Source organism: Variovorax sp. Varisp53 (assembly GCF_059491555.1).
On record NZ_CP168512.1, the window covers coordinates 5,699,232 to 5,722,727 of the forward strand.

General features: G+C 68.9%; 10 protein-coding genes. 1 reads left to right on the forward strand and 9 read right to left on the reverse strand.

The genetic code is table 11. The features are described from left to right. Nucleotide 1 precedes the first annotated feature (1 nt). Genes ACEOAB_RS26745 through ACEOAB_RS26770 form a run of 6 tightly spaced genes read right to left on the reverse strand, consistent with a single transcriptional unit; the run spans nt 2 to nt 7,179 of the window. A complete protein-coding gene (locus tag ACEOAB_RS26745) occupies nt 2–1,441 on the reverse strand; it encodes an aldehyde dehydrogenase family protein (protein ID WP_413749623.1) in 1,440 nt (479 codons plus the stop codon). Nucleotides 1,442–1,454: 13 nt separating this feature from the next. Next, nucleotides 1,455–2,384 carry a dihydrodipicolinate synthase family protein gene (locus ACEOAB_RS26750; RefSeq protein ID WP_495653216.1) on the reverse strand — a complete coding sequence of 310 codons (930 nt, stop codon included), beginning with the start codon at nt 2,382–2,384 and terminating at the stop codon, nt 1,455–1,457. A gap of 23 nt (nt 2,385–2,407) precedes the next feature. Then, nucleotides 2,408–3,955: a UxaA family hydrolase gene (locus tag ACEOAB_RS26755; protein WP_413749625.1), complete on the reverse strand. Its 1,548-nt coding sequence runs from the start codon at nt 3,953–3,955 to the stop codon at nt 2,408–2,410. 11 nt (nt 3,956–3,966) lie between these two features. After that, nucleotides 3,967–5,139, reverse strand: a complete 1,173-nt coding sequence (locus tag ACEOAB_RS26760) for an L-rhamnonate dehydratase (protein WP_056589218.1) — start codon at nt 5,137–5,139, stop codon at nt 3,967–3,969. Nucleotides 5,140–5,165: 26 nt separating this feature from the next. Next, the gene (locus tag ACEOAB_RS26765) at nt 5,166–6,215 is read right to left on the reverse strand and encodes a 4-hydroxythreonine-4-phosphate dehydrogenase PdxA (RefSeq protein WP_413749626.1); all 1,050 of its coding nucleotides are present in this window, start codon (nt 6,213–6,215) and stop codon (nt 5,166–5,168) included. A 1-nt stretch (nt 6,216) separates the two neighbouring features. After that, the gene (locus tag ACEOAB_RS26770; RefSeq protein WP_495653217.1) at nt 6,217–7,179 is read right to left on the reverse strand and encodes a Bug family tripartite tricarboxylate transporter substrate binding protein; all 963 of its coding nucleotides are present in this window, start codon (nt 7,177–7,179) and stop codon (nt 6,217–6,219) included. Between the two features lie 110 nt (nt 7,180–7,289). On the opposite strand from ACEOAB_RS26770, the gene ACEOAB_RS26775 reads away from it, so the two are divergent. After that, the gene (locus ACEOAB_RS26775) at nt 7,290–8,225 is read left to right on the forward strand and encodes a LysR family transcriptional regulator (protein WP_413749952.1); all 936 of its coding nucleotides are present in this window, start codon (nt 7,290–7,292) and stop codon (nt 8,223–8,225) included. A 140-nt stretch (nt 8,226–8,365) separates the two neighbouring features. Here the strand turns inward: ACEOAB_RS26775 and ACEOAB_RS26780 are convergent, their stop codons facing one another. The 3 genes from ACEOAB_RS26780 to ACEOAB_RS26790 all read right to left on the reverse strand — a co-directional run bounded on the left by ACEOAB_RS26780 (nt 8,366) and on the right by ACEOAB_RS26790 (nt 23,304). Further along, on the reverse strand, nt 8,366–9,094 hold the full coding sequence (locus tag ACEOAB_RS26780) for a glutathione S-transferase (RefSeq protein ID WP_413749953.1): 729 nt from the start codon (nt 9,092–9,094) through the stop codon (nt 8,366–8,368). An 88-nt stretch (nt 9,095–9,182) separates the two neighbouring features. Next, the gene (locus ACEOAB_RS26785) at nt 9,183–16,091 is read right to left on the reverse strand and encodes a prealbumin-like fold domain-containing protein (protein WP_413749954.1); all 6,909 of its coding nucleotides are present in this window, start codon (nt 16,089–16,091) and stop codon (nt 9,183–9,185) included. Then, complete coding sequence (locus ACEOAB_RS26790; protein ID WP_495653855.1) at nt 16,072–23,304, reverse strand: hypothetical protein; 7,233 nt, start codon at nt 23,302–23,304, stop codon at nt 16,072–16,074. Before ACEOAB_RS26790 ends, ACEOAB_RS26785 begins: the two co-directional genes overlap by 20 nt. Between the last annotated feature and the right edge of the window lie 192 nt (nt 23,305–23,496).

The following is a 23,496-nucleotide window of genomic DNA, read 5'->3' on the forward strand; positions in this document are numbered from 1 at the left end:
TTCAACCGGCGGCGGTGTAAGCCGTCTTCACAGTGGTGAAGAACTCCTGCGCATACTTGCCCTGCTCGCGCGGACCGTAGCTCGAGCCCTTGCGGCCGCCGAACGGCACGTGGTAGTCCACCCCCGCCGTCGGCAGGTTGACCATCACCATGCCGGCCTGGCTGTGGCGCTTGAAGTGCGTGGCGTACTTCAGGCTCGTGGTCGCGATGCCCGCCGAGAGGCCGAACTCGGTGTCGTTGGCCGTGGCCAGCGCCTCGTCGTAGTTCTTCACGCGGATCACGCTTGCGACCGGCCCGAAGATCTCTTCCTTGTTGATGCGCATCGCGGCGGCCGATTCGCTGAAGAGCGCGGGCGACATGTAGTAGCCGTCGGTGTCGAGCTTCAGCAGCTCGCCGCCGGCCGCCAGCGTGGCGCCTTCGCCCTTGCCGATGGCGACGTACTCCATGTCCTGGTCGAGCTGCGACTTGGACGAGACGGGGCCGATGTCGGTGCCCTGCGCGAGCGCATCGCCGACCTTGATCTTGGCCATGCGCGCCTTCATCGCCTCGATGAACTTGGGGTAGATGCCTTCGGTCACGATGAGGCGGCTCGACGCGGTGCAGCGCTGGCCGGTCGAGTAGAAGGCGCTCTGCACGCTGAGCTCCACGGCCTGCGCGAGGTCGGCATCATCCAGGATCACCTGCGGGTTCTTGCCGCCCATTTCGAGCTGCACCTTCTTGTGGTTGGTGACGCACTGCACGGCGATGTTGCGGCCCACGCCGACCGAGCCCGTGAAGCTGATCGCATGGATGCCGGGATGGTTGACCAGCGCGTTGCCGATCACGCTGCCGCGGCCCATCACGAGGTTGAACACGCCGGCCGGGATGCCCGAGCGGCTGATGATTTCGGCCAGCGCCCAGGCGCAGCCAGGCACGAGGTCGGCAGGCTTCAGGACCACGCAGTTGCCGAAAGCGAGCGCGGGCGCGATCTTCCAGGCCGGGATGGCGATGGGGAAGTTCCACGGCGTGATGAGGCCGACCACACCGACCGGCTCGCGCGTGATTTCCACGCCGATGTTGGGCCGCACCGAAGGCAGCACCTCGCCCGACAGGCGCAGGCATTCGCCGGCGAAGAACTTGAAGATCTGGCCGGCGCGCGTGGCTTCGCCGATGCCTTCGGCGCGGGTCTTGCCTTCTTCACGGGCCAGCAGCGTGCCGAGTTCTTCCTTGCGCGCGAGGATTTCGGCGCCGATCTTGTCGAGCGCGTCGGAGCGCGCCTGGATGCTGCCCGTGGCCCAGGCCGGGAAAGCGGCAGTGGCGGCAGCAACGGCAGCCTCGACGTGCGATGCGTCGCCCTGCGTGTACTGGCCGAGCACGTCGGACAGGTTGCTGGGGTTGAGGTTGGGGCTGTAGCTTGCGCCGGCACGCCATTCGCCGCCGATCAGGTTGTCGAAGTTTTGCATGAGGGGCCCTTGTTCAGCGTGCCCAGCGCAGCACCAGCGGATCGAGCCGCCGTGCGGTCTCGATCAGACCCTTGCGGGTCTCGGGATGCATCGTGGGCCAGGGATGGCGCGGCGCTTCGCAGGCGATCACGCCGCCCTCCTTCATCAGCGCCTTGGCTGCGAGGAATCCGGATTGCCGGTTCTCGTGGTTGATGAGCGGCAGCCAGCGCTGGTAGAGCGCGAAGGCCTTGTCGCGGTCGCCCGCGCGATGCGCCTCGATGATCGGCCGGATGCCGTCGGGGTAGCCGCCGCCGGTCATGGAGCCGGTCGCACCGGCATCGAGGTCGGGCATCAGCGTGATGGCCTCCTCGCCGTCCCACGGGCCTTCGATGGCGTCGCCGCCCAGGCGGATCAGCTCGCGCAGCTTCGATGCAGCACCCGCCGTTTCGATCTTGAAATAGGCGACGTGCTCGATCTCGCGCGCCCTCTGCGCGAGGAACGCGGCCGACAGCGGCGTGCCGGCGGCCGGGGCGTCCTGGATCATGATGGGGATGTCCACCGCATCGGACAGTCGCGCATAGAACGCGCGGATCTGCGGCTCGGGCACGCGGAAGGTGGCGCCGTGGTAAGGCGGCATCACCATCAGCATGGCAGCGCCCATGTCCTGCGCGCGGCGGCTGCGCGCGGCGCAGACCTCGGTGCTGAAATGCGTGGTGGTCACGATCACCGGCACCCGGCCCGCGACGTGCTCTAGCACAGTGCGCGTGAGCAGCTCGCGCTCGTCGTCAGACAGCAGGAACTGCTCGGAGAAGTTGGCCAGGATGCACAGGCCATCAGAGCCGGCATCGATCATGAAGTCGACGCAGCGCTTCTGACTTTCGAGATCGAGTTCGCCGTTCTCGGCGAACGGCGTCGGCACGACGGGGAAGATGCCGCAAAAGCGGACGGGGCGAGTGGTTGTCATGGTGTGGTGAAAGAAGTTGCGCGTCAGGTGATCACGCTGATTTGCCAGGGCACGAACTCCTGCTGCCCGTAGCCGTGAAGTTCGCTGCGCGAAGGCTGGCCCGAGGCGGTGGCCAGCAGCATCCGGAACAGGCGCTCGCCGAGTTCCTCGATGCTGCGCGTGCCATCGAGCACCTCGCCGCAGTTGAGGTCCATGTCGTCGGACTGCCGCTGCCACAGCGTGGTGTTGGTGGCCAGCTTGAAGGAAGGCGACGGCGCGCAGCCGTAGGCCGAACCGCGTCCGGTGGTGAAGCAGATCAGGTTGGCGCCGCCCGCGACCTGGCCGGTGGCGGAGATCGGGTCGTAGCCGGGCGTGTCCATGAACACCAGGCCACGCGCCCTCACCGGCTGCGCATATTCGTAGACATCCACCAGATTGGTCGAGCCGGCCTTGGCGATGCCGCCGAGCGATTTTTCCAGCACGGTGGTCAGCCCGCCCGCCTTGTTGCCGGCCGAGGGGTTGTTGTCCATCGCTGCGCCGTTGCGCGCGCAGTAGGCCTCCCACCAGCGGATGCGCTCGACCAGCTTGCGTCCGACCTCGGGTGTTTGCGCACGCCGCGTCAGCAGATGCTCGGCGCCGTAGATCTCCGGCGTTTCCGAAAGGATGGCCGTGCCGCCGTGCGCCACCAGCAGGTCGACCGCCGCGCCGAGCACCGGGTTGGCCGAGATGCCGGAGTAGCCGTCGGAGCCGCCGCACTGCAGGCCGACCACCAGGTGGCTGGCGGGAACGGTCTGGCGCCGCACGTCGTTGGCCTGCGGCAGCATCGCCTGGATGCGCTCGATGCCGTGTGCGATGGTGCGCGTGGTGCCGCCCGTGTCCTGGATCGTGAAGCTGTGCAGCCGATTGCTGTGCTGCAGGCCCTGGGTCGCCAGCAGCTGCCGGATCTGGTTGGTCTCGCAGCCCAGGCCGACGACCAGCACGCCCGCGAAGTTGGGGTGGCAGGCGTAGCCGCCCAGTGTGCGCTGCAGGATGGCGAGCCCCTCGCCCTCGGGGTCGACCGCGCAGCCGGCTCCGTGGGTGAGCGCCACGATGCCGTCGACGTTCGGGAACGGCGCCAGCATCTCGGGATGGATATCGCGCCGGAAGCGATCGGCGATGGCGCGCGCCACCGTGGCCGAGCAGTTCACAGAGGTGAGGATGCCGATGTAGTTGCGCGTGGCGACGCGGCCGTCCTCCCGCACGATGCCCTCGAAGCTCGCCGGTTCGGCAGCGTGCGCCGTCGGGCGTGCATCGGCCGCATGCGCATGGTCGCGCGTGAAGTCGCTCATCGCGAGGTTGTGCGTGTGCACATGCTGGCCCGCACGAATGGGCCGGGTCGCAAAGCCGATGATCTGCCCGTAGCGGCGCACGACCGCACCCGGCTCGACCGAACGCGTGGCCATCTTGTGGCCGGGCGGAATCAGGCCGGCCACGGCGATGCCTTCGCTTTCGATGTGCGTGCCCGAGACCAGCTGGTCGAGCGAGATCACGACATCGTCCTGGGCGTGCAGGCGTATCACGCGGGCGTTCGGCGGGGGCGTTGGGGACAACATGGCAGCCGCCGTCATTCGACGATGTTGAAGTCCTTGAGGTACTCCGTTTTCAGCGTGAGGCCGAGCCCCGGCTTGTGGTCGTCGAGCTGCAGGAAGCCGTTCTCGGCCACCGGCTCGCCGTCGAAGATGTAGTAGAAGAGTTCGTTGCCCACTTCGACGTCGTGCATCGGGAAGTACTCGCTCATCGGCGAGGCCAGCGTGCTCATGGTCAGGTGGTAGTTGTGCATCTGGCCCGCGTGTGGGATCACCGGCACGCTGTGGGCCTCGCACAGCGCGTTGATCTTGTGCGCAGCCGTGATGCCACCGACGCGGTTGGTGTCGTACTGCACCACCGACACCGCCTTGCGGTCCAGCAGCTGCTTGAAGCCGTACAGCGAGAACTCGTGCTCGCCGCCCGAAATCGGAATGCTCGTCAGCCGGTTCAGCTCGGCATAGCCGTCGATGTCGTCGGCGATCACCGGCTCCTCGAGCCAGCGCGGCTGGAACTTCTCGAGCTTGGGCAGCATGCGCTTGGCGTACTCGAGGTTCCAGCCCATGTAGCACTCGAGCATGAGGTCGTTGTCGTAGCCGATGACTTCGCGCACGGCCTCGACCGACTTCAGATTTTCCGCCACGCCCTTCTGCAGGTGCGCCGGCCCGTAGCCGAAGCGCATCTTGAAGGCGGTGAAGCCCTGGTCGAGGAACTTCTGCGCCTCGGCCTGCATTTCCTTCAGGTCGGTGCGGTAGAGCTTGGAGTAGTAGCAAGGAATCTTTTCCTTGGTGCGGCCGCCGAGCAGCTTGAACACCGGCTTGTTCACCGACTTGCCCAGGATGTCCCAGATCGCGAGGTCGACCGCCGAGATCGCGGCCATGGTCACGCCCTTGCGGCCCCAGGCCTGGGTGGCGCGGTACATGCGCTGCCACAGGTACTCGTAGTCCCACGGATCCTGGCCGATCACCAGCGGCGCGAGGTACTGGTCGATGATGGCCTTGGCGATGGCCGGCGCCAGCGCCACGTTGCCCAGGCCCACGATGCCGTCGTCGGTCTCGATCTCGACCACTGTCCACGAATGGAAGCGGAAGGTGCTCATGGTTTCCTGCGGCGCGTACAGCAGGTCCATCGCGTTGGAGCAGAAGTTGCCCTGTGGCGGAACGGTCTTGCCCTTCCACTCGAAAACACGGGCGCGGACGGATTTGATCTTCATGGTGTCTCTCTGGTGTTGAGGTGTATTCAAGCGGGTGCGTGGTTGGCGAGGCGGTGCGCAGCGCCCATGCGGCCTGCAATGCGGAAGGCTTGCCACATGGCTTCGACGCTGGCCTTGCCCTGGCCTGCGATGTCGTAGGCCGTGCCGTGCGCCGGCGTGGTGATGGGAATCGGCAGCCCGCCCTGCACCGTGACGCCGCGGCTGAAGCCCATCAGCTTGATCGCGATCTGGCCCTGGTCGTGGTACATGGTCACGATGGCCTGGTACTCGCCCGCCTGCGCCTTCAGGAAGATGGTGTCGGCCGGGAAAGGGCCATGGAAAGGCGACTCGGTCGGCCAGTCGCGCGCCTGCAGGCGCTGCACGGCGGGGATGATGACGTCGACCTCCTCGCGTCCGCAAAGCCCCCCGTCGCCGCCGTGCGGGTTGAAGGCCGCGACTGCGATCCTGGGCTGTGCCACACCATTGGCCAGCAGCGAGCGGTAGATCAGCTCGGCCGCCTGCTCGATGCGCTCCACGCTCACGTAGCTCGCCACGTCCTTCAGGGGCACATGCGAGGAGATGCGCGAGGTCCAGAGCTCGCCGAGCGTGTTGAACTCGCAGAAATAGCCGGTCACGCCCAGGTGCTGCGCGAAATGATGCAACTCGTCCTCGTGCTGCATGCCGCCGATCTTCATGGCGTGCTTGTTCAGCGGCGCGAAGCAGATCGCGTCGACCTCGCCGGCCAGCGTCGCGTCCATGCACAGGTCGAGCACCTGCAGCACCGAGCGCCCGCCCGGCGCAGCGGCCTGGCCGCGCTGCACCATCGCGGGGTCGATGCTGTGCACGGCGAGGAATGCAGGGCGCGCTGTGTTCGCACGGCCGCGCACTTCAGCCAGCGAGCGAACCTCTTCGGTCGCGACGCAAGCGCCGGCGATGCGTTGGCCTTCGTCCCACAGCCAGCGGTCGCCGATCAGCACGATGTTGGCCGTGGCGGCAGCCTCGGGTTTGGCCAGCAGCCTGGCGATCAGTTCGGGGCCGATGCCGGCGGGGTCGCCCAGGGTGAGCGCGACAACGGGAAGAGAAGATGAACTCGTCATGTCAATCCAGGCGGATGTGGTTTTTCTTGATGACCTCGCCGAAGCGCTTGTATTCGGCGGCGTGGAACTGCGCGAACTGCGCTTGGGTCATCGGCGTGATCTCGGCGCCGATGGCGTCGAGGCGGGTCTTGGTCTCGGGCATCGCAAGCACCTGGTTGACCGCGTCGTGCACCTTGTCCTGCACCGCCTTGGATGCCCCTGCCGGCATGTAGATGCCGTACCAGGCGCTCATCTCGATGCCGGGCACGCCGGCTTCGGCCAGCGTCGGTACGTTGGGCAGCTGCGGGTTGCGCTTCGGCGTGGTGACAGCCAGCGCGCGGATCTTGCTGTTCCTGATCTGCCCGATCACCGAGGGCAGGGTGTCGAAGCTCAGCTGCACCTGGCCACCGATCAGGTCGACCAGCGCCGGGCCGCTGCCCTTGTAGGGCACATGCGCGATGTCGACGCCCGTCGCGTCCTTGAACAGCTCGGCCGCAATGTGCTGGGTGCTGCCCGAGCCGCTGGTGGCGTAGTTGAGCCTCCCGGGCTCCTGCCTGGCCAGCTTGACCAGCGCCTGCACCGAGTCGGCCGGCACGCTGTTGCTCACCACCAGCACGTTGGGCACCGCGCCGACGAAGGCCACCGGCACCAGGTCGCGGTTGCTGTCGTAGTTGAGCTTGAGCAGGTGCGGCGCGATCGCATGGGCCGTGACCACGCCCATCACCATGGTGTGACCGTCGCCGGACTTGGCCGTGGCATCGGCTGCCAGGGTGTTGGAAGCGCCGGGCCGGTTCTCGACCACCACCGGCTGCTTGAGCAAGGGGCCCAGCCGGTCGGCCACCGCGCGGGCCATCGCGTCGGTGCCGCCTCCGGGCGCCGAGCCGACCATGATCCTGATCGGGCGGGTGGGCCATTCCTGGGCCTGCACGGCGCTGGCTGCGAACGCCAGCAGCCCGGCGGCCGCGGCCGCCATGAGCTTTTTCATCTGCTTGTCTCCGGTCTGTTTCGAGGAATCGTCGGCGGCAATCGTAGGCAGGCGATTGATGCACGTAAACTGAAAGCTCTTGATCGATCAATATCCTGAGGTAATCAATCGTGGGCTCCATCGACAGGCAGGATTCGACCCCTCGGCTGCTCAACCGCATTCGCATGCGGCAGGTTGCGCTGATGCTGGCAGTCGAAGAACGGCGCACCCTGCGCGCCGCTGCCGATCAGCTCGGCCTGACGCAGCCGGCCGCCACCAAGATGCTCCACGAGCTCGAGAGCGCACTGGGCCAGCCGATGTTCGAGCGGGTCGGGCGCGGGCTGCGGCTCAATGCGGCAGGCGAGCGCGTGATGGGGTATTTCAGGGGCATCCGCGGCAGCATGGAGGCGCTCAATCGCGAACTGCACGAACTCCAGCTCGGCAGCGTCGGCAAGTTCTCGCTCGGCAGCATCATGGCGGCCTCGCCCGGCCGGCTGACCGATGCGCTCACCGAGCTCAAGACAGCCCATCCTTTGCTGGCCATCGAGATTGCGGTGGACACCAGCGACAAGCTGCTCGCCCAGTTGCACGAGGGCGTGCTCGAGGTGGTGGTGGGGCGCCCCATGGGCCCCGAAGCGGCGGCCTGCACCTTCAGGGCCATCGAGGACGAATCCCTGGCGGTGGTCGTCGGCAACGAGCATCCGCTGGCCGGGCGCTCGCGCGTGGCCTTCGCCGATCTGCTGGACTACACGTGGATCCTGCAGCCGGCGCACAGCCCCATGCGCGACGTGATCGAGCGCGAGTTCCAGGTGCACCACGCGGTGATGCCGCCCGGCCTGATCGAGACCGGCTCGATACTCACGACCATTAACCTGATCCGCAAGTCGTCGATGATCGGCGTGATTCCGGCAACGGTTGCGCGGCGGGACGCCGAGCACGGCGTGCTCAGCATCGTGCACTACGCGATCCGGCACAAGCTCTCCACCTACGGCAGCATCGTGCGCAGCGACCGGCCGCTCAGCATTCCGGCACAGCAGTTCCTGGAGCTGCTGCACAGGAAGGGGTAAGCGCGCCTGGGGGGAACTTCTTTCAGGCCGGCTTGATGCCCGGCTTCCGGATCAGTGACGGAAGCCGGCGTTGTCGCGCGATCAGCCCCCCGAAAGAGGCGGCTTCGTCCAGGCAGCACTTGCTCATGTGCTGCCCGGCGCTAGCCGTCCAGCTCCGCATACCGCCTGAAAATGCCGTCCTCGTTGAACGCGATGCGGCGCGGGCTCTGCAGGTAGTCGTGCACGCGCTGCCGGCGCCTGACGTTGGCATGCAGCTTCTCGACCGCGGGCGTTGCAGCCAGCGCCCGCGCCGTGGCCTTCGGGAACGCGTAGTGCAGGCCGTCCACCAGCTGGAACAGCGACAGGTCCGCATAGGTCAGCACGTCGCCCACCAGGTGCAGGCTGCCCGCGGGGTTGCGCTGCAGCACGCGCTCGAACCAGTTCAGGAACTTGGGGATGCGCTCGTCGCGAAAGGCCCGTGCGCGCAGCACGGCCGCGTCGCGCTGGTCTTCGTAGTAGGCGCCGGTCGAGATCGGATGGTGCGTGTCGTGCGCCTCGGCGACCACGTCGGCAATGGTGAGCTGCAACTGGTGCGTCCACAGTCCGTCTGATTCGCCCACGCCCGACAACCCGAGCCGGGGCCCGAGGTAGAGCAGGATCGCGGCCGTCTGTCCGACCACGATGTCGCCGTCGACGAGGAAGGGCGGCGCGAACGCGGGCCGTGCGCTGTCGGGGTCGCCCAGCCGCCGGCCCAGCGCGGACTCGCCGCCGCCCTCGGCTTCAGGCAGGCGCGCCACGTCGACGTAGTCGGCACCGGCCGCCTCGAGCGCGAGCCGCACGAATTCGCCGCGGCCCTGGATGGTGGGCCAGTAATGCAGTTGGTAGGGCATGCGGGGCATGGTGTCATGAGGCCGGGGCGGCTGCAACCGCTTGCGCCCGCCGGCGGCGTCGGATTATTCGGCCCGCATCTCTTCGGCCTCAGTTCACCTTGACCGTGAAAAGAACAGCCCCCGAAGCACCCGGGTCCAGCGGTCCCGTGAATTGCCAGCTCAGCGCCCCCGTGCCTCCCGCGGTCTGCGCCGTTGCGCAGGCCTCCGTGGGCGCCGGAATCGGATTGGCGGGCGTGCGCTTCTGGCAGTTCGTGAGCGTCGCCGGCGTCGTGCCCGCCTGCGCCGTGACGAAGGCGGTGAACTGCGGCGTGGTGTCGTTGACCGTCATGCCGCTGATCGGGCTGGAGCCGTTGTTGGTGTAGGTGATGCGGTACTCCAGCACCTCTCCAGGCTTCGCCTGGTTGTTGATGCCGAAGCTGCCGCCCTGCGTCACGTTGCGCACTTCCTTCTTGAGCTCCAGCGCGCTGGTCGAGACGGTCGTGGTGTCGGTCACCGTGTAGGTCGCGCTCAAGGCCGGGCCGGCATTGGTGAACACGAAGCTGGCCTGCACGACGCTGGCGTTGCCGTTGCCGGTCGCCGCGTTGGCGGGAATGAACTCCTGCATCAGGATGCAGACGCTCTGCCCGGCCACGACGTTCACCGGCGCGGCCGGCGGGTACAGCAGCGCGGCGCCCGCCTGCAGCGAACCGGTGCAACCCACGTCGGCAAAGATCTTCCCGCTCCAGCCGCTGACGGCAGGCGTGTCGATCGAGCTCGGGATGTCGAAACTCACGGCGCCGGCGGTCCGGGCCATGAAGGTGTGCGGATAGCTCACGGTGCTGCCGGGCTGGCCGGTCTTCGCGCCGTCGGCCGCGAGCGTGTTGCGGTCCACGTCGCCGAAGTTGAGCCCCGCGTGGCCGGTGCCGTTCCAGGTGAAGGCGATGCGATCCGGCGTGCCGCTGCGGGTGTAGGTGTAGCTGATGCCGGCGATGGCGACGGCCTGGCCGGAGCGCAGCGGGACGCTGCCCAGCGAGGCGCCCGTGGAGATGCGCGAAGCGGCGTTGGTCTCTTCCACGCACACCGGATCGTTCAAGCCGAGGCCGAGGGGCGCTCCCAGCGCGTACTGCCCGCTGCCGTTCGTGGTCGTCGTTGCGAGCGTGGTGGCGCCGCAATCGGTCAAGCGCACGGTGATGCCGGGGATGCCGGCCTCGCCGCCGTTGATCAGGCCGTCGTTGGCGATTCCGGCGCCCACGCCGTTGTCCAGGAACACCCGGCCGGTCACGCTCCTGGGATAGCCGTTGACGAAGGTGCAGGTGATGGCCGCCCCGGCCACCATGTTGGCGGCAGGAATGGTCAGCTGGTTGCCCGTGAGCGTGCCGAACTTGGCGGTCGGCGTGGCGCTGTTCACGTCCACGCAGCTGGCGCTCATCGGATCGGCGGGCCAGCCGTCCGGCGAGCTTTCCCGGATGGTGACGCCGGTTCCTGCCGTGCCCGTGATGTTGGCGGCGCCGTTCGCGCTGCCTTCGCCCGTCACGGTGATGCTGTCGGTCGCCGTTGAAAGGCCGCTGAGCGCAAAGCCGAAGAGATTGGCGCCGACACCGCCGACGGTGGTCTTGACGATCTGGACCCGGGGAAACGGCGGCGAATAGGTGTTGGTGAAGGTACACGCGATGTTGCTGCCCGCTGCGGTGGCGGCGGCGTTCAGCGTCACCTTGCGGTTCGGCAGATCGGGCGTGGCGGCTCCGCCGGCGCCCAGGCCGGTACAGCTGATGCCCGTCAGCACGTAGTCGGCCGGCAGCGGATCTTCCGTGATGGTCGTCGCCACGCCGGGCGTGGTCAGGGTCTGGGTCGCGCCCGCGGCGGGCGTGCCGGCGGCCGTGGTGGTGATGCTCTGTGCCGCCAGGCCGTTGTCGCCCGTGAAGCCGAAGGTGCCTGTGGTGCCCACGGAAACCTTGCGGATGGTCACGCTCGCCGATGCGGCATTCGTGAACACGCATTGCAGCGACTTGCCCAGCTGCACACTGGCCGCAGGGATCGTGTAGGTCCGGCCGCTCGCCCCGGTGCCGAGGCTGCCCACCGGCGTGCCCGCGTCGGTACAGGTCGCACCGGCCAGGTTCCAGCCGGGCACCGCGGCTTCGGTGATGCTGATGACCGCGCCGTTCGCGCTGGCGGTGAAGGCCTGCGTGCCCGCAGCTGCCGTGTTGCCGTCCACCTGCGCTGGCGTGCCGGCGGCCACGGTGCTGACGTTGCCGGCTGCCTGGGTGGTGTTGGTCAACGTGAAGCTGAAGGGGCCGCCGGTGCCGCCGGTCGTGGTCTTCTGCAAGGTGACCGTGGCCGGCGAACAGAGTGCGCTGGTGGTCGCCTGGGCGAGAAAGCCCTGGTAGGGGGCGCCGCTCTTGATGTGGACGACCACTGTGTTCGAGCCGGACTGCCAGTTGCTCGCCAGCGTGGCGCTGGCCGCGGTACCCGGGTCGAAGCCGCGGAAGGTGTACGGGGTCGCCCCGCCCTGCGGCACGCCTCCAACGCTCTGCAGCACGCCGTTGACGTAGATCTCCGCGACCGAGTTGTCGGAATAGAAGTCCAGCTTCAGAGAAAAGCTCGCCGGGTTGACCGACGCCGCCATATTGAAGGTGAAGCGGTGGTAGATGTCGACATTGCCGACGTGCGTGGTCTGGTATTGCGAGATCCAGTTGGCATTGCCGAAGGGCGAGGCGATCCAGGCCGTCGGCGCCTTGTTGCCGACGTAGGAGCGCGCCCAGGTGGCGACGGTGCCGGGTCCGCCCGTCGCCGCGCCGATACCCGACTCCCACACCGGATCGCGGCCGGTCGTCAGCGGCGGTCCGACCGGGCCGTCGAAGCCCGTGTTGAAGATCGCCGCATTGGTCGAGCACATCACCGTCGGCGCGATGGGCGGCGAAGGCGGATTGGTGTCGGCGGTGTTGGTGAAGGTACAGACGATGTTGCTGCCGGGCGCGGTCGCAGCTGCGTCCAGCGTGAGCACGCGTCCGTTGCGCGAGGCCGTTCCACCGGCGCCCATGCCGGTGCAGGAGGCATCGACCAGTGCATAGGTCCCCGGCGGCACGCCCTCGGTGATGGTCGTTGCGGTGTTGGCTGCCGCGAGCGGACGCGTCGCCGCGCTGGCCGGCGTACCGTCCACCGTGGTCGTGATGTTCTGGGTCGCCGCCAGGCCGTTGGTGCCCGTGAAGCTGAAGGTGCCGGTGCCGCCGAGCGAGGTCTTGCGGATGGTCACCGTCGGCATGGTTCCGAACCTGTAGGGCTGTGGGCTCGGCAGGTAGCTGTTGGCGCCGACGCTGAAGCTGCCGCTCAGGACCGCGCCGCCCACCGTCACCTGTGTCGCGCTGTAGACGGCGGCCACGGTGGAGGTGGCTGTCACCTGACAGGTCGCGGCCGCCGTGGTCGTGCAGCTGCCGGCGGCGCCCACCGCGCCGCCGTTGAAGGCGACGTTCGGCGTCGCGCCGAAGCTCACCACCGTGCCGGCCTGGACCGGGTTGCCGGCCGCGTCGCGGATGAAGACCTCGAGCACGTCCTGCGCCGCGCCGTTGGCGAGCTGGTTGTCGGTGACGATGCGCAGGCCCGATTGGCTGGCGGTGCCGGAGCCGACGACGATGCTCGTCTGGGCGCTGTCACAGCTCACGCCGTTGCCGGACACGCAGCCCGCGCCCGCTGCCGTGGCTGGCGCACCCACGCCGCTCGTGCTGGTGCTGGCGTAGTTGGTGAGCACCGTGCCGGTTGCCGCGATCGGTGCGGTCGCGTTCAGCGTGAAGCCGCGCACACCGGTGGAGGCCGGAATGCCGCCGGCAGGCAGCGTCATCGTGCAGCTGAGCAGTGCACCGGCGGCGCTGGGCAGCGTGCCGCAGTTCACCGAGGTGACGCCGGCGCCGGCCACGGCCGACGTGGCCACCACGCCCGGCGGCAATTGCTCGCTCACGACGAGCGAGGTGCCCGAGTCCACCGCGCCCGTGTTGGCCAGGTTCAGGCCGTAGGCGATGTTGCCGCCGGCTGCCACGGTCGCGGGCGCGGTCTTGTCCACGGCAATCACCGGGGCCGCGGTGTTGGTGAAGGTACAGGTGATGACCGCACCGGACCGCATCGCGCTCGCGGGCAGGGTCGCGGTGTTGCCGGCGAACGTCGCCAGCTCGGTCGCGGGATTGCCGCTGGTCGCGGCCGCCGAGTCCAGGCAGGACGCCGAGACCGGATTGGCTGGCCAGCCCGCAGGCACGCTCGACTCCTGCACCGTCGCCGCGATGCCGGCCGTGCCGAGATGGACCGTGGCCGAGGCCTGCGGCGTGAAAAGCGCCGTCACGTCGATGCTGTCCGCCGGATTGGTGACACCCGTGAGCGTGTAGCCGAAGGTATGGGTGCCCGTCACGTTGGTCTTGGTCTTGCGCACCGTGATGCGGGGCTGCGCGAGCACCGGGGTCGTCACACTGCTCGTGCAGTTGCCCGCGGCGTTGCAGGCCGTATCGCCGCCGCCGCTGGCGGTCGCGGTGTTGTCCACGCTCGGCACCGCGCCGGCCAGCGGCGTGACCGGAATGACGAAGGAGACGCTGCCAGTGGTGGCCGCGAGCCCCGCGGGCACCGTGCAGCTCACGGCCTGTCCGGTGGCGGTGCAGCCGGCGGGCATGGTGCCGAGCGTCAGCGTCGCAGGCACCGTATCGCTGATGGTGGTCACGGCCGTCGTGGCGACCGGGCCGGTATTGGCGAGCGTCAGCGTGTAGCTGGCCGGCGTGCCGACCGCGAAGCTCGGCGCGCTGGCGGTCTTGGTCAGATTGAGCTGCGGCTCGATCGAGTTGGTGAAGGTACAGGCAATGTTGCTGCCCGCCGCAGTGGCAGCGGCATTCAGCGCGACGGACCTCGTTGCGAGGTCCGGCGTGGCCGTGCCGCCGGCGCCCATGCCGGTACAGACGATGCTCTTGAGCTTCCAGCCGGCGGGCGGCGCGTCTTCCGTGATGGTGGTGGCTGCCCCCACGGTGGTGAGGCCCGATTGCTCACCGGCCGCGGGCGTGCCGGCCGCGGTGGTTGCGATGCTCTGCGCGGTGAAGCCATTGGTGCCGCTGAAGCCGAAGCTGCCCGTGCCGCCTTGGGTGACCTTGCTCACGGTCACGGCCACGCGGGTGTAGGTGAAGGTGCAGAGGATGGTGGCGCCGTAGTCGGTGGCGGCCGCATCGAAGGTCACTCTTCGGGTCGAGAGATCGTAGGTCGCGGTGCCGCCCGGCGCCATGCCGGTGCAGCTGATGCCGGTCAGCACGAAGCCGGCTGGCGCGGAGCTCTGCAGGATGAACGTCGAGGTTGCGGGCGTGTTCAGAAACTTGGCGGGTCCGGAGGCCCCGACCCCTGGCGAAGTCGTGACGATGGGGCTGGCGGCCGCGCCGTTGTTGCCGAGGTAGCTGAACGACCCCACGCCGCCGTTCGAGACCACGGTGGTCGTGATGCTGGGCGCCACCTTGGGCGGCGTGTTGTAGGCGAGCACGAGGGTCGCCGTTTCGTTGACGTTCACGCCGTCGTCGTTGTTCGGATTCGCGTCGTTGGGCACCGTGCAGAAGTGCGTGGCGCCAGGCGTCGCGGCCTGCACGCACACCTTGGCGCCGTTGGGAACCGAGTAGCTGCCGGTCGCCACGCTGGGCTGCGGGAACACGGGAATGTCGAAGCCGACCTCGCCGCCGTCGGTCAGGTTCGGGCCGCTGGAAGCAGCCAGCGGCGTGGGGTTCACCTGGCAGGTCACCACCACGGGCGAACCGGCCTTCGCGCAGTTGGCGGGCAAGGTGCCCGTGTCCCATCCGGTCGGAAGGGTCAGCACCGCGGTCGAATTGTCCGAGCCCGTGGTCGGCGCGGGGCCGAAGTTCTTGGCGATGAGCCTGACGTTGCGCTGCTGGCCGTAGCTGGTCCAGCCATCGCTCGGCACGACCACCTGCACCTGCAGGTCCGGACGGCCGGTGATGATGTTCGAGCAGGTGTAGTCCTCGTTGGTGCCGAGCGCGTGCGCGGTCGCGCAGGTGCCGGACTTCGAGTAGCTGTTGGTGCTGGTCCCGGTCGGCGGCAGGGCGTTGCCGCTGTAATTGGTGCCCGCGGAGGTGTAGGTCTCGTAGGTCTGCTGGTAGCGCGCCGTGTTGTTGGAAACGCCCGGCGGATAGAAGACCACGCCGGCAACGCTCGGGCGCCAGGCGGCCGTGTTCGTGCTGCTGCCGAGCGTCTGGTCCCACGCGTAGTTGACGAAACTGATGCGCTGCGAAACGCGTGCATCGGGAAACTTGCCGCTCACGCCGGAGAAGCCGTCGATCAGTTCACCGCCGCCGGTATCGACCAGGCCGCTGCAGGTGCCCGTCGCGGAAAACGGGCAGACCGTTTTTTCGGCGTTCACGGGCCCGGGCACCGCGGAGCCTGGCCCCGTGCCGCCGTCGTCCGAGGTAAGGCCCAGCGTAAAGTTCGCGCCCCCGCTGGACGCCGCCTGGAACCAGTCGCCCGCGGTGACCATGACCGGGCGGCAGACGAAGGTGATCTGCGTCGGATAGATGTTGCCCGAGGCGCCGTTGAACATGCGGTCGAAGCCGCCGAGCACGGCGATCACGGTGCCGGCCGGACAGACCTGGGGACCGCGCTGCGTCATGCCGTTGATCGGGCGGCCCCACCATCCTGCCGAGGCCGACGAGCCGAACGCGATGGTCGCCGCCCCAGCGCCTTCGCTCACGGTGAATGGCGTGCAGCCGAATTCGACCGCGCGCAACCCGCCGGTCAGGTTGGCGAAGGTGCCGCTGACCTCGGGGCCGTTGATGCGCTCCCACATGGTCAGTCCTGTGGGAAAGCCGTTGGCGCAAACCGTCTGCACGACCTGGCCGGCGTTGGTGCCCACCACTGTGCCGTTGAGCCTTACCGCGCCCTGCGGCACGAGCACCTGCTGCGCATGCCCGAGAAGCGGAAAGGCCAGCAGCCAGGCCGCGAGCAGGAGCCATCGCCGCGCGCTGGCCACATGCGAGCGCAGCCTAATCTTGAGTCTTTGCATGTTCGCTTGCCTGATCCGTGTTTTTCCGAGAGGCCGATGCGGCGGGGGCGCTGGCCGACGCGAAGCCCAGCCCCGTCTCGTCGAACTTGAAGCGCAGCCGGATGTAGGCACCCTTGCTGGTGTATTCGTTGGCCGTCAGCTCGCGGTCGCGCAGGCCGACGAAGTTGTAGCCGGCCGAGACCCACAGGTCCTTGGCCACCTGGTAGCCGAGCTCGACGCCCGCGGTCTTCTGCAGAGCGCCGCCCTTGCCGTAGAGCACGCCGGCCTGCACGCCGAAGTCCCAGTCCTTGTTGATGTCGCGCGTGTAGCGCGCATGCAGCAGATGGGCCCAGTAGCTGCTCGCCAGGAAGCCGTCGTCGGCGCGCGAAATCTTGCCCGCGTAGCGCGCACTGAGAACGCTGCCGCGCTGCGGGTTGTAGTTCAGGTGGGCCGAGACGATGTCGGCGCTGGTGCTGCCCGGCAGGCTGCTGTGGCCGGAGTCGCTGCCGAAGGCGCTGCCGCCGTTCAACGCGCCAGCCGCATTGCCGCCCCCCACGATGCGCTCGGAACGGCGCTCGTAGCGCAGCAGCGCGTTCCAGCTGTCGGTGTCCACCGGGCGGTAGGCGAGGCCGATCTGGTGGCGCTGCAGGTGGCGCTCGTTGCCTGCGTTGGTGCCCTGCCCTTCGCTGTCGCTCACCACGCTGCGCGCCAGCAGGCTCCAGGCGGGGCTGATCTTGTAGCCGAAGCCGGCGCTGAAGAGCCGGGTGTCGGCGTCGTCGCCCTTGCGTCCTTCGAGGATGCCGCTGAGCTTGTAGGTGTCGGTGAGGTACTCGACCCCGGCGGTGATGGCAGTGGACTGGCCTAGACCGCCCGCATAGCCGGTGCCGCTGTTCGCGCTGTTGGCGTAGCCGCCCAGCTGGCGGGTGTGCTCGAGCCCGCCGGTCACGCTGAAGCGGTCGGTGAGCTTCACGGTGTTGCGCACGCCGGTCGCCGCCTGCGCGGCCCGGCCGTCGATGCTGTCGGCGAGCCGGAACTCGTTGTAGACGCGGCCGCCCTCCATGTAGTTGCTCTCGATGCCCAGGATGCCGACATTGTTGGATTGCGTCGCGCTCAGCCCGTCGGTGCCGTAGAGGCTGGAGACGAGTTCGTAGCGGCCGTAGACGCGGGTCTTGTCGGTGATGGCGTAGTTGCCGCCAACGGCCAGCGTGCGGCGACCGGAATCGTGCAGGTCCTGCTCGCCTTCGACGAAGACCTGGGCCAGCGGCACGCCAGGCACCTGCGCCGACAGGCGTGCGCGCACGGTGGTCAGGCTCTCGCTGTCGGCATTGGCGGTGGCTGCCGCACCGAGCGCGGTCACGTTGTTGGCACCCACGCGGCTGCCGAGGCTTCCGTTGGAGGTGGAGACCTCGCCGTAGTCGAATCCGGAGCCGGAGGCGAGGCCGCTGCTGCGCTGGCCCTGGCGCAGGCCCACTTCGGCGACCAGGGTGTCGCCGAACTTCTTCTGCACGCTCGCGGTGGCGCCCTTGCGGTCGCCTTCGAGCAAGGCGTCCTTGCTGTAGATCATTTCGGCGCGCACTGCGGTGCTCGCGTCGACCTTGTATTCGGCGCGTACGGAGGCTTCGGTGCGGCCTGCGGAAAAGCTGGCGCCGGGGTTGTCGAAGCCCGCGCTGGTCTTGCCGGCCAGCGCCACGACCGCGAGCTTCTCGTCCTGGTGACGCACTTCGAGGCGGGTGCCCTCGCCCTTGCCCTTCTCATCGGAATCGGTGCGAACCAGCTCGGCCGCGGCCGTGGTGTTGTCGCCGATGCGGGCCACCGCCGTCAGGGCGCGCATGTTGCGGTGGTTCTCGGGGTTCTGGTCGGTGCTGGCGACCACGCCCAGCTGCAGGCGCTCCGCCACCTTGACCTGCACGTCGGTGCCGGCCACCGTGAACTTGGGGCCTCCGCTGTCGACTTCGTACGTGACGCGGATCGACTGCGGGTTCAGGTTGGCATCGGCCGACGCGATCGCATGGGTGAACAGGATGCGGCGCGTGAGCGGCTCGACCGTGTAGTCGACGAAGCGCGTGACCGGCGTACGCTGCAGCACGACGTCAGGCTGGTTGCGGTCGCGCACCACGACTTCGACCTGCTCGCTGTTGTCGACGAACTCGCCGCCGGTGGCGCTCAGGTAGTAGGGGCCGGAAGTGCCGACGGCGCGGAATTCCTCCACCTGCTGGGTCTGCGCGGTGCGCGAGACATAGCTGGTCGCGCGCACGTTGCGGTCTTCGTACACGTGCTTGAGGCCGGTCAGCGAGCGGTTGTTCTGGCTCAGGTTGCGCACCTCGGTGCTGCTCGCGGTAGTGAAGTCGCCGTACAGCAGGAAGGAGCGGTTCTTGTCGATGCGCACGTAGAGCTTTTGCGTGCTCTGCGCGTCGAAGCCCTTGACCGACGAGTCGCCGTACACCGGGTAGAACTCGTCGGGCCGGATGTCGCGGAACAGCCGGTCGTTGCGCGTCTTGTCGGAATCGAAGGCGGCGGTGAGCAGGTAGTCGCCCTTGACGGCACCCTTGAAGAAGAAGGCGGCGCGGGCGCCGGCGCGGCGGTTGTTGCGCTCGTCGGAAAGGCCCGTCAACTCGGCCTCGAACGCGGCACCGGCAGGCATGGCGCCGAGCGGCACGCTGCCGCGCCTGGTGAAGTCCAGCACGCCTTCGACAATGCCCACGCCGAGCATCGGCCGCATCTCGGGCAGCAACGCCAGCCGCACTTCCTTCACGAAGCTGCCGGCGCTCACGCGCAGGCGCACATCGCCCGGCTCGCCGGGCGGCAGCAGGCGGAACTCCGCCGCGCCGCCGTCCATGAAGACCTGCGTGCCGGGTTCGGCGGGGTTCAGGTCCTCGTCGAGCCAGCGGCCGCGGTCCGTCTCCAGGGTGAGCTGGGTGCGCGCGGTCACCGGCACGCCGGCCGCGTCGGTCAGGCGCACCTTCACGATCACGGGTGTGCGCAGATCGGCGTACGCCGTCTCGGGCAGATCGATCTGGATGGCTGCCAGCTTGTCCGGCGCAACGATGCCGATCTGTTCGCTGCCGCGCACATTGCCGAAATCGTCCACCGCATCGAGCTGCAGGCGGTTGGCCCCGGGCTGCAGCACCACGCCGATGTATTCCCAGGCGCCGAGGTTCTTCGACGGCAGCTGCGTCTTCTTGCCGACGCGCCGCTCGTCGATGGCCTGGCCGTTGACCGAGAGGCGCAGCGCCACACCGGACTCGCCCTTGACGCGCACGTTGATCGACTGGCCGGGAACGGTGTCGCCTTCCTTCAGGTCGAGGAAGCCGAGGGCGTTGCCGTCGAGCTCGGGCAGCAGCACTTCCAGCTCGATCGGGCTGGGCGCGGCCTGCGGCAGCAGCGGCGCGCTGCGCGGCGACAGCATGGCGGCGGAGGTGTTGACGGGCCGGCTGGCGAAGGCGCCGATGCCGGCCGCCGTGCCACCCGCGGCCGACGCGCCCTGCGCAGCGGCAGGCAGGCCGTTGAGCGCGGCGAACAGGCTTCCGGCCGGGGTCGCGGCCGCCGGCGCGGTGGCGCCCAGCGTGCCGCTCATGCTGCCCGAAGCAGCGCCGACGAAGCTGCTGGCGTTGGCCGGCGCATCGGGCATCGCGATCAGCGGCGCGGACGATATCGTGGTCGAGCCGCTGCTGCCGCTCGCAAGCGCCTGGCCGCTGGCCGGCAGCGAGCGGAGGTCGCCCACTGCAACGATCTGTCCTTCCGGATTCAGGCGCAGCCGCACCTGGGCCTCGGCCTCGGTGTCCGGGATCGCGGCAATGGCGGCGCGGCGCGCCACCACGTCGGCCACCACAGCCTGGTCGCCGCAATTGCCGATGATGAAGTTGGCCTTGTGGAACTCGCCCTTCTTCAGGTCGACGAATCGGCTCTCGGGGCGGCCGGCGTTGCGGTTGTCCAGCAGCTCCAGGCGGGCGCCGATCGGCAGCGTGGTCTGGTCCAGGCGCAGCACGTGGGTGAGCGGCTTGAGGCCGTAGAGGCTCCACTTGCCTTCCACGTCGGTGACGACGTTGGTGCCGTCCTCCATGAACAGGCGCACGCCGGGCACGCCGATCTCGTCAGCACCTTCCTGCCTGCCGTCCGCCTTGCAGTCCATGTAGACCTTGCCGAACAGGAAGGCATCGTCGGAAAACACGCCGCCCGTGACGCGTACCGTCCAGTTCGCGAGGTTGGACTGCAGCGGCCCCGAATAGGCGCGCGCACGGTTGATGGCGTCGCCGTTGGTAGGCGCACCCACGCCGATGCGCACGCGGTAGCGCACCACGGCCGCCTGGTCGATACCGAGGGTGAGCGTCGGGTAGTCGAAGACCAGTTGCGGGCCCGCGCCGCCCGCCGGGTTGCCGGCCGCGGCGGTGTTGAGGCGCGCACTGTTGGCCACATAGGCGAAGCCCGGCGGCAGGCTGTCGCTGAAGCGCACGCCGGTGACCGGGAATCCGGTCTTGTTGGTCACGGTCAGGGCGTAGTCGATGAAGTCGCCGAACTCCACCTGGCGCTTGCTGCCGTCCTTGCGCAGCACCAGCCCGAGCACGTTGCCCGGGTCGAGCGGGATGTGGTTGTGCACGATGTCGCAGGCCGCGCCCGAGGCATTGAAGCCGGCGTTGACGGAGAAGTAGTGGGTCGTCGGATCGGCACCCTTGGGCGGCGTGGCGTTGGGCGCGATCTGGCCGCAGCTCGAGAAAGTGCCGGCCGTGACCGGGATCAGCTGCGACGGGTAGACATAGCCGGTGCCCGCCGGCGGCACCACGCCGAGCGAGTAGGTGCACATGCTGGTGACCGGCGGCGACTGCAGGAAGAACTGGTAGCTGCCGTCGGCGCCCGTGGTCATCGAGACGCTGCCGTTCGTATTGAACGTATAGGCGCCCGACGAGCCGCCAAAGATCTCCCCCGCTGTGATCGGCGTCGCGGCCCCGCTGCTGCAGGACTGCCGCGTGAAGGTGACGACCGCGCCGGCAACGGGCTCGCGCGTCACGGCGTTGTAGACCGTGCCCGCCGGATCGGCCAGCAGCGACTGCACCGAGCTCGCGCTGGCCGCCACCAGCATGGCGGGCGTGACGTTGATGGTGTTCTGGTCGAAGGCCGCGGCCCAGGCCTTGTTGGTGACCGCCACGCGGCTGCCCACCGCACCGGCCTTCTCGGTGATGCGCACCGTGAAGCCGATCTCTTCGCTCTGGCCGGGCGCCAGGCCGCGGTTGCCGTCGCTCAGGCTGAGCACCGCCTCGGTCGGCAGCTGGAAGGGATCGCTGCTGGCGAGCGCGCCGCGGTTGCAGGTAGCGCGGCCGGTGAAGCTTCCCGCGACGTCGAGCAGTCCGCTGCGCGCCTTGGGCGCACCGACCAGCTCCCAGGACGCGACCGAGCCGTCCGGCTTGTCCATGTCGAAGGTGCAGTTCAGGTTGTCGATCACGCGCACGTGCGGCGCCGGGGCGACACCGGTGTTGGTGACCAGCAGCCGGTAGTCGAGCTCGTACACGCCCTGCCCGATGCGCCGCGGCAGCGAGACGCTCTTCACGAGCGTGAGCGAGGGAAGCTCCATGGACACCGGCGTCGGCGAGCTGTTGTTGTTCGGGTTGCCGTCGCCGTCCGGGTCCGGGTCGGCGCCATCCACCGAATCGTCGAAGGCCACGGGCGCGCCGCCGGGCGTGAGTGCGCCCTGTGCGCGCACGCTGTTCAGCAGCGTGCCGGTGCGGCCGCTGAGGTTGATGCGCAGGTCGAACTGCACGGTGAACCGCGCCCCGACCGGCAGCACGGCTCCGGGTGCCAGCAGGTTCTGCGCGGCCGGCGTGCCGGTGAAGGCAGCGTTGGCCGCAGCCACGGTGCCGCTCACGCCATTGCCCTGGTTGCTCGCGATGCCCATCGAGCCGGCCACCACCGTGTACTGGTTCGGCCCTGGTACCGCCGCGGTCGTGTAGCTGCCGAACTGAGCGGCACCGCTGCCTTCGAGCAGGTCGGCCGCCTGCACGCCGTAGAGCCACACGGCGCCGTAGTTGCGGATGTCCACGCTGAAGCGCACCGTGGCGGTTCCGTCGAGCAGGCCATCGGCGCCGCGGTTCGGGCGCGGCACCGACGCGGCCTTGGCAACGCCGATGCGGCTCTGGCTCGTGGTGATGAGCACCGTGTTGGACGGCGACACCGCCAGCGCGACGCCGTCGTTGTAGTAGCTCTGCGCGGTGTTGCGGATGTCGCCGGTCTGGTCCGGCCGGACCCGCACGGCGAACTGCATCGCGATCGATGCATTGCGCGACACGGGAGTGGGCACGCCGATCGCCACCTCGATCGCGGCAGCATCGTCCGCGGTGCGGTAGCTGAAGGCCGGGTCGCCCGGCAGGCGGAACAGGCGCACCGCGCCCGCGGCGGTGCTCTGCAGCGTGCCGGCGATGTACTGCGTGCCGGCTGGCACCAGGTCGCGCACCAGCAAGAGGCTGGCCGGCGCGCCGTTCACCAGCACCGGCGTGCCGGCCGGCGCGGCGCTGTTGGCGGGCTGCGCATCGCGGGCGCCGATGTTGGTGCCGGAAACAGTGAAGTCGATGCGCGTCTGCCCCGGCACGACGATGCCGGGATAGCTCGCGGCCTTGGTGATGGAGATCACCGCCACGTCGCCGACGGTCACGACGTCGCGGTTGGTGGCGCTCAGGTTCTGCAGTGCGGTGGTGGCCGTCAATGCGGCGCAGGCGACGCCGTTCGCGCTCGCCGGGATCGTTCCCTGCACCAGCAGCGCGGCCGTCTCGCCGGGCTGCAGCGCCAGCGCACCGCCGGCGCCGAGCGGAAGCACCGGATCGGCGGGGTCCACCACGCCGTTGTTGTTGGTGTCGCGGACCACCCGCAGCGCCGAAAGGTCCAACGTGTCGGCCGCGCAGCCGCCGGCGTTGTTGGCAAAGCCCAGCATGTAGCTCGACGGCACGTTGCCGGTGTTGGTGAGCAGGTGGCTCAGCGTGACGACGGTAGCGGGCGGACGCGTGACGGTCTGGTCCTGTGTCAGCACCAGCGCCTCGACCGGCAGCACGTTTGCCACCACGCTGTTGGAGCTGGAGGTTTCGGTCTGGGCAAATCCGGCCGGCACGTAGGTGGCCGTTGCCACGTTGCGGATCGCGGTGCCGCCGGGGGCGGGGGCTGCCAGCACCGCAGCCGGAGCAAGGAGCAATGCCAGCCCGATCGCGAGCGTGGCGCGGGCGCGGCGCCATCGATGCGAGCTGCCGCTCACGCTCATTGAATCAGACAAGAATTGCACTCCGTGAAACCTTCCGTCGGCCCCTCCGGGCCGTGAATGACTGGATCTTTTTCCGCTGCCGCTTCCGCGCCGATGCGCATGCACGGCGCACGAAAGCGGCAGGGGAAAAGGCGAAGCGCGGCCGACAGGGCGGCGCCTCGCTCAAAGCCGGCGGACCCCGAGGCCCGCCGG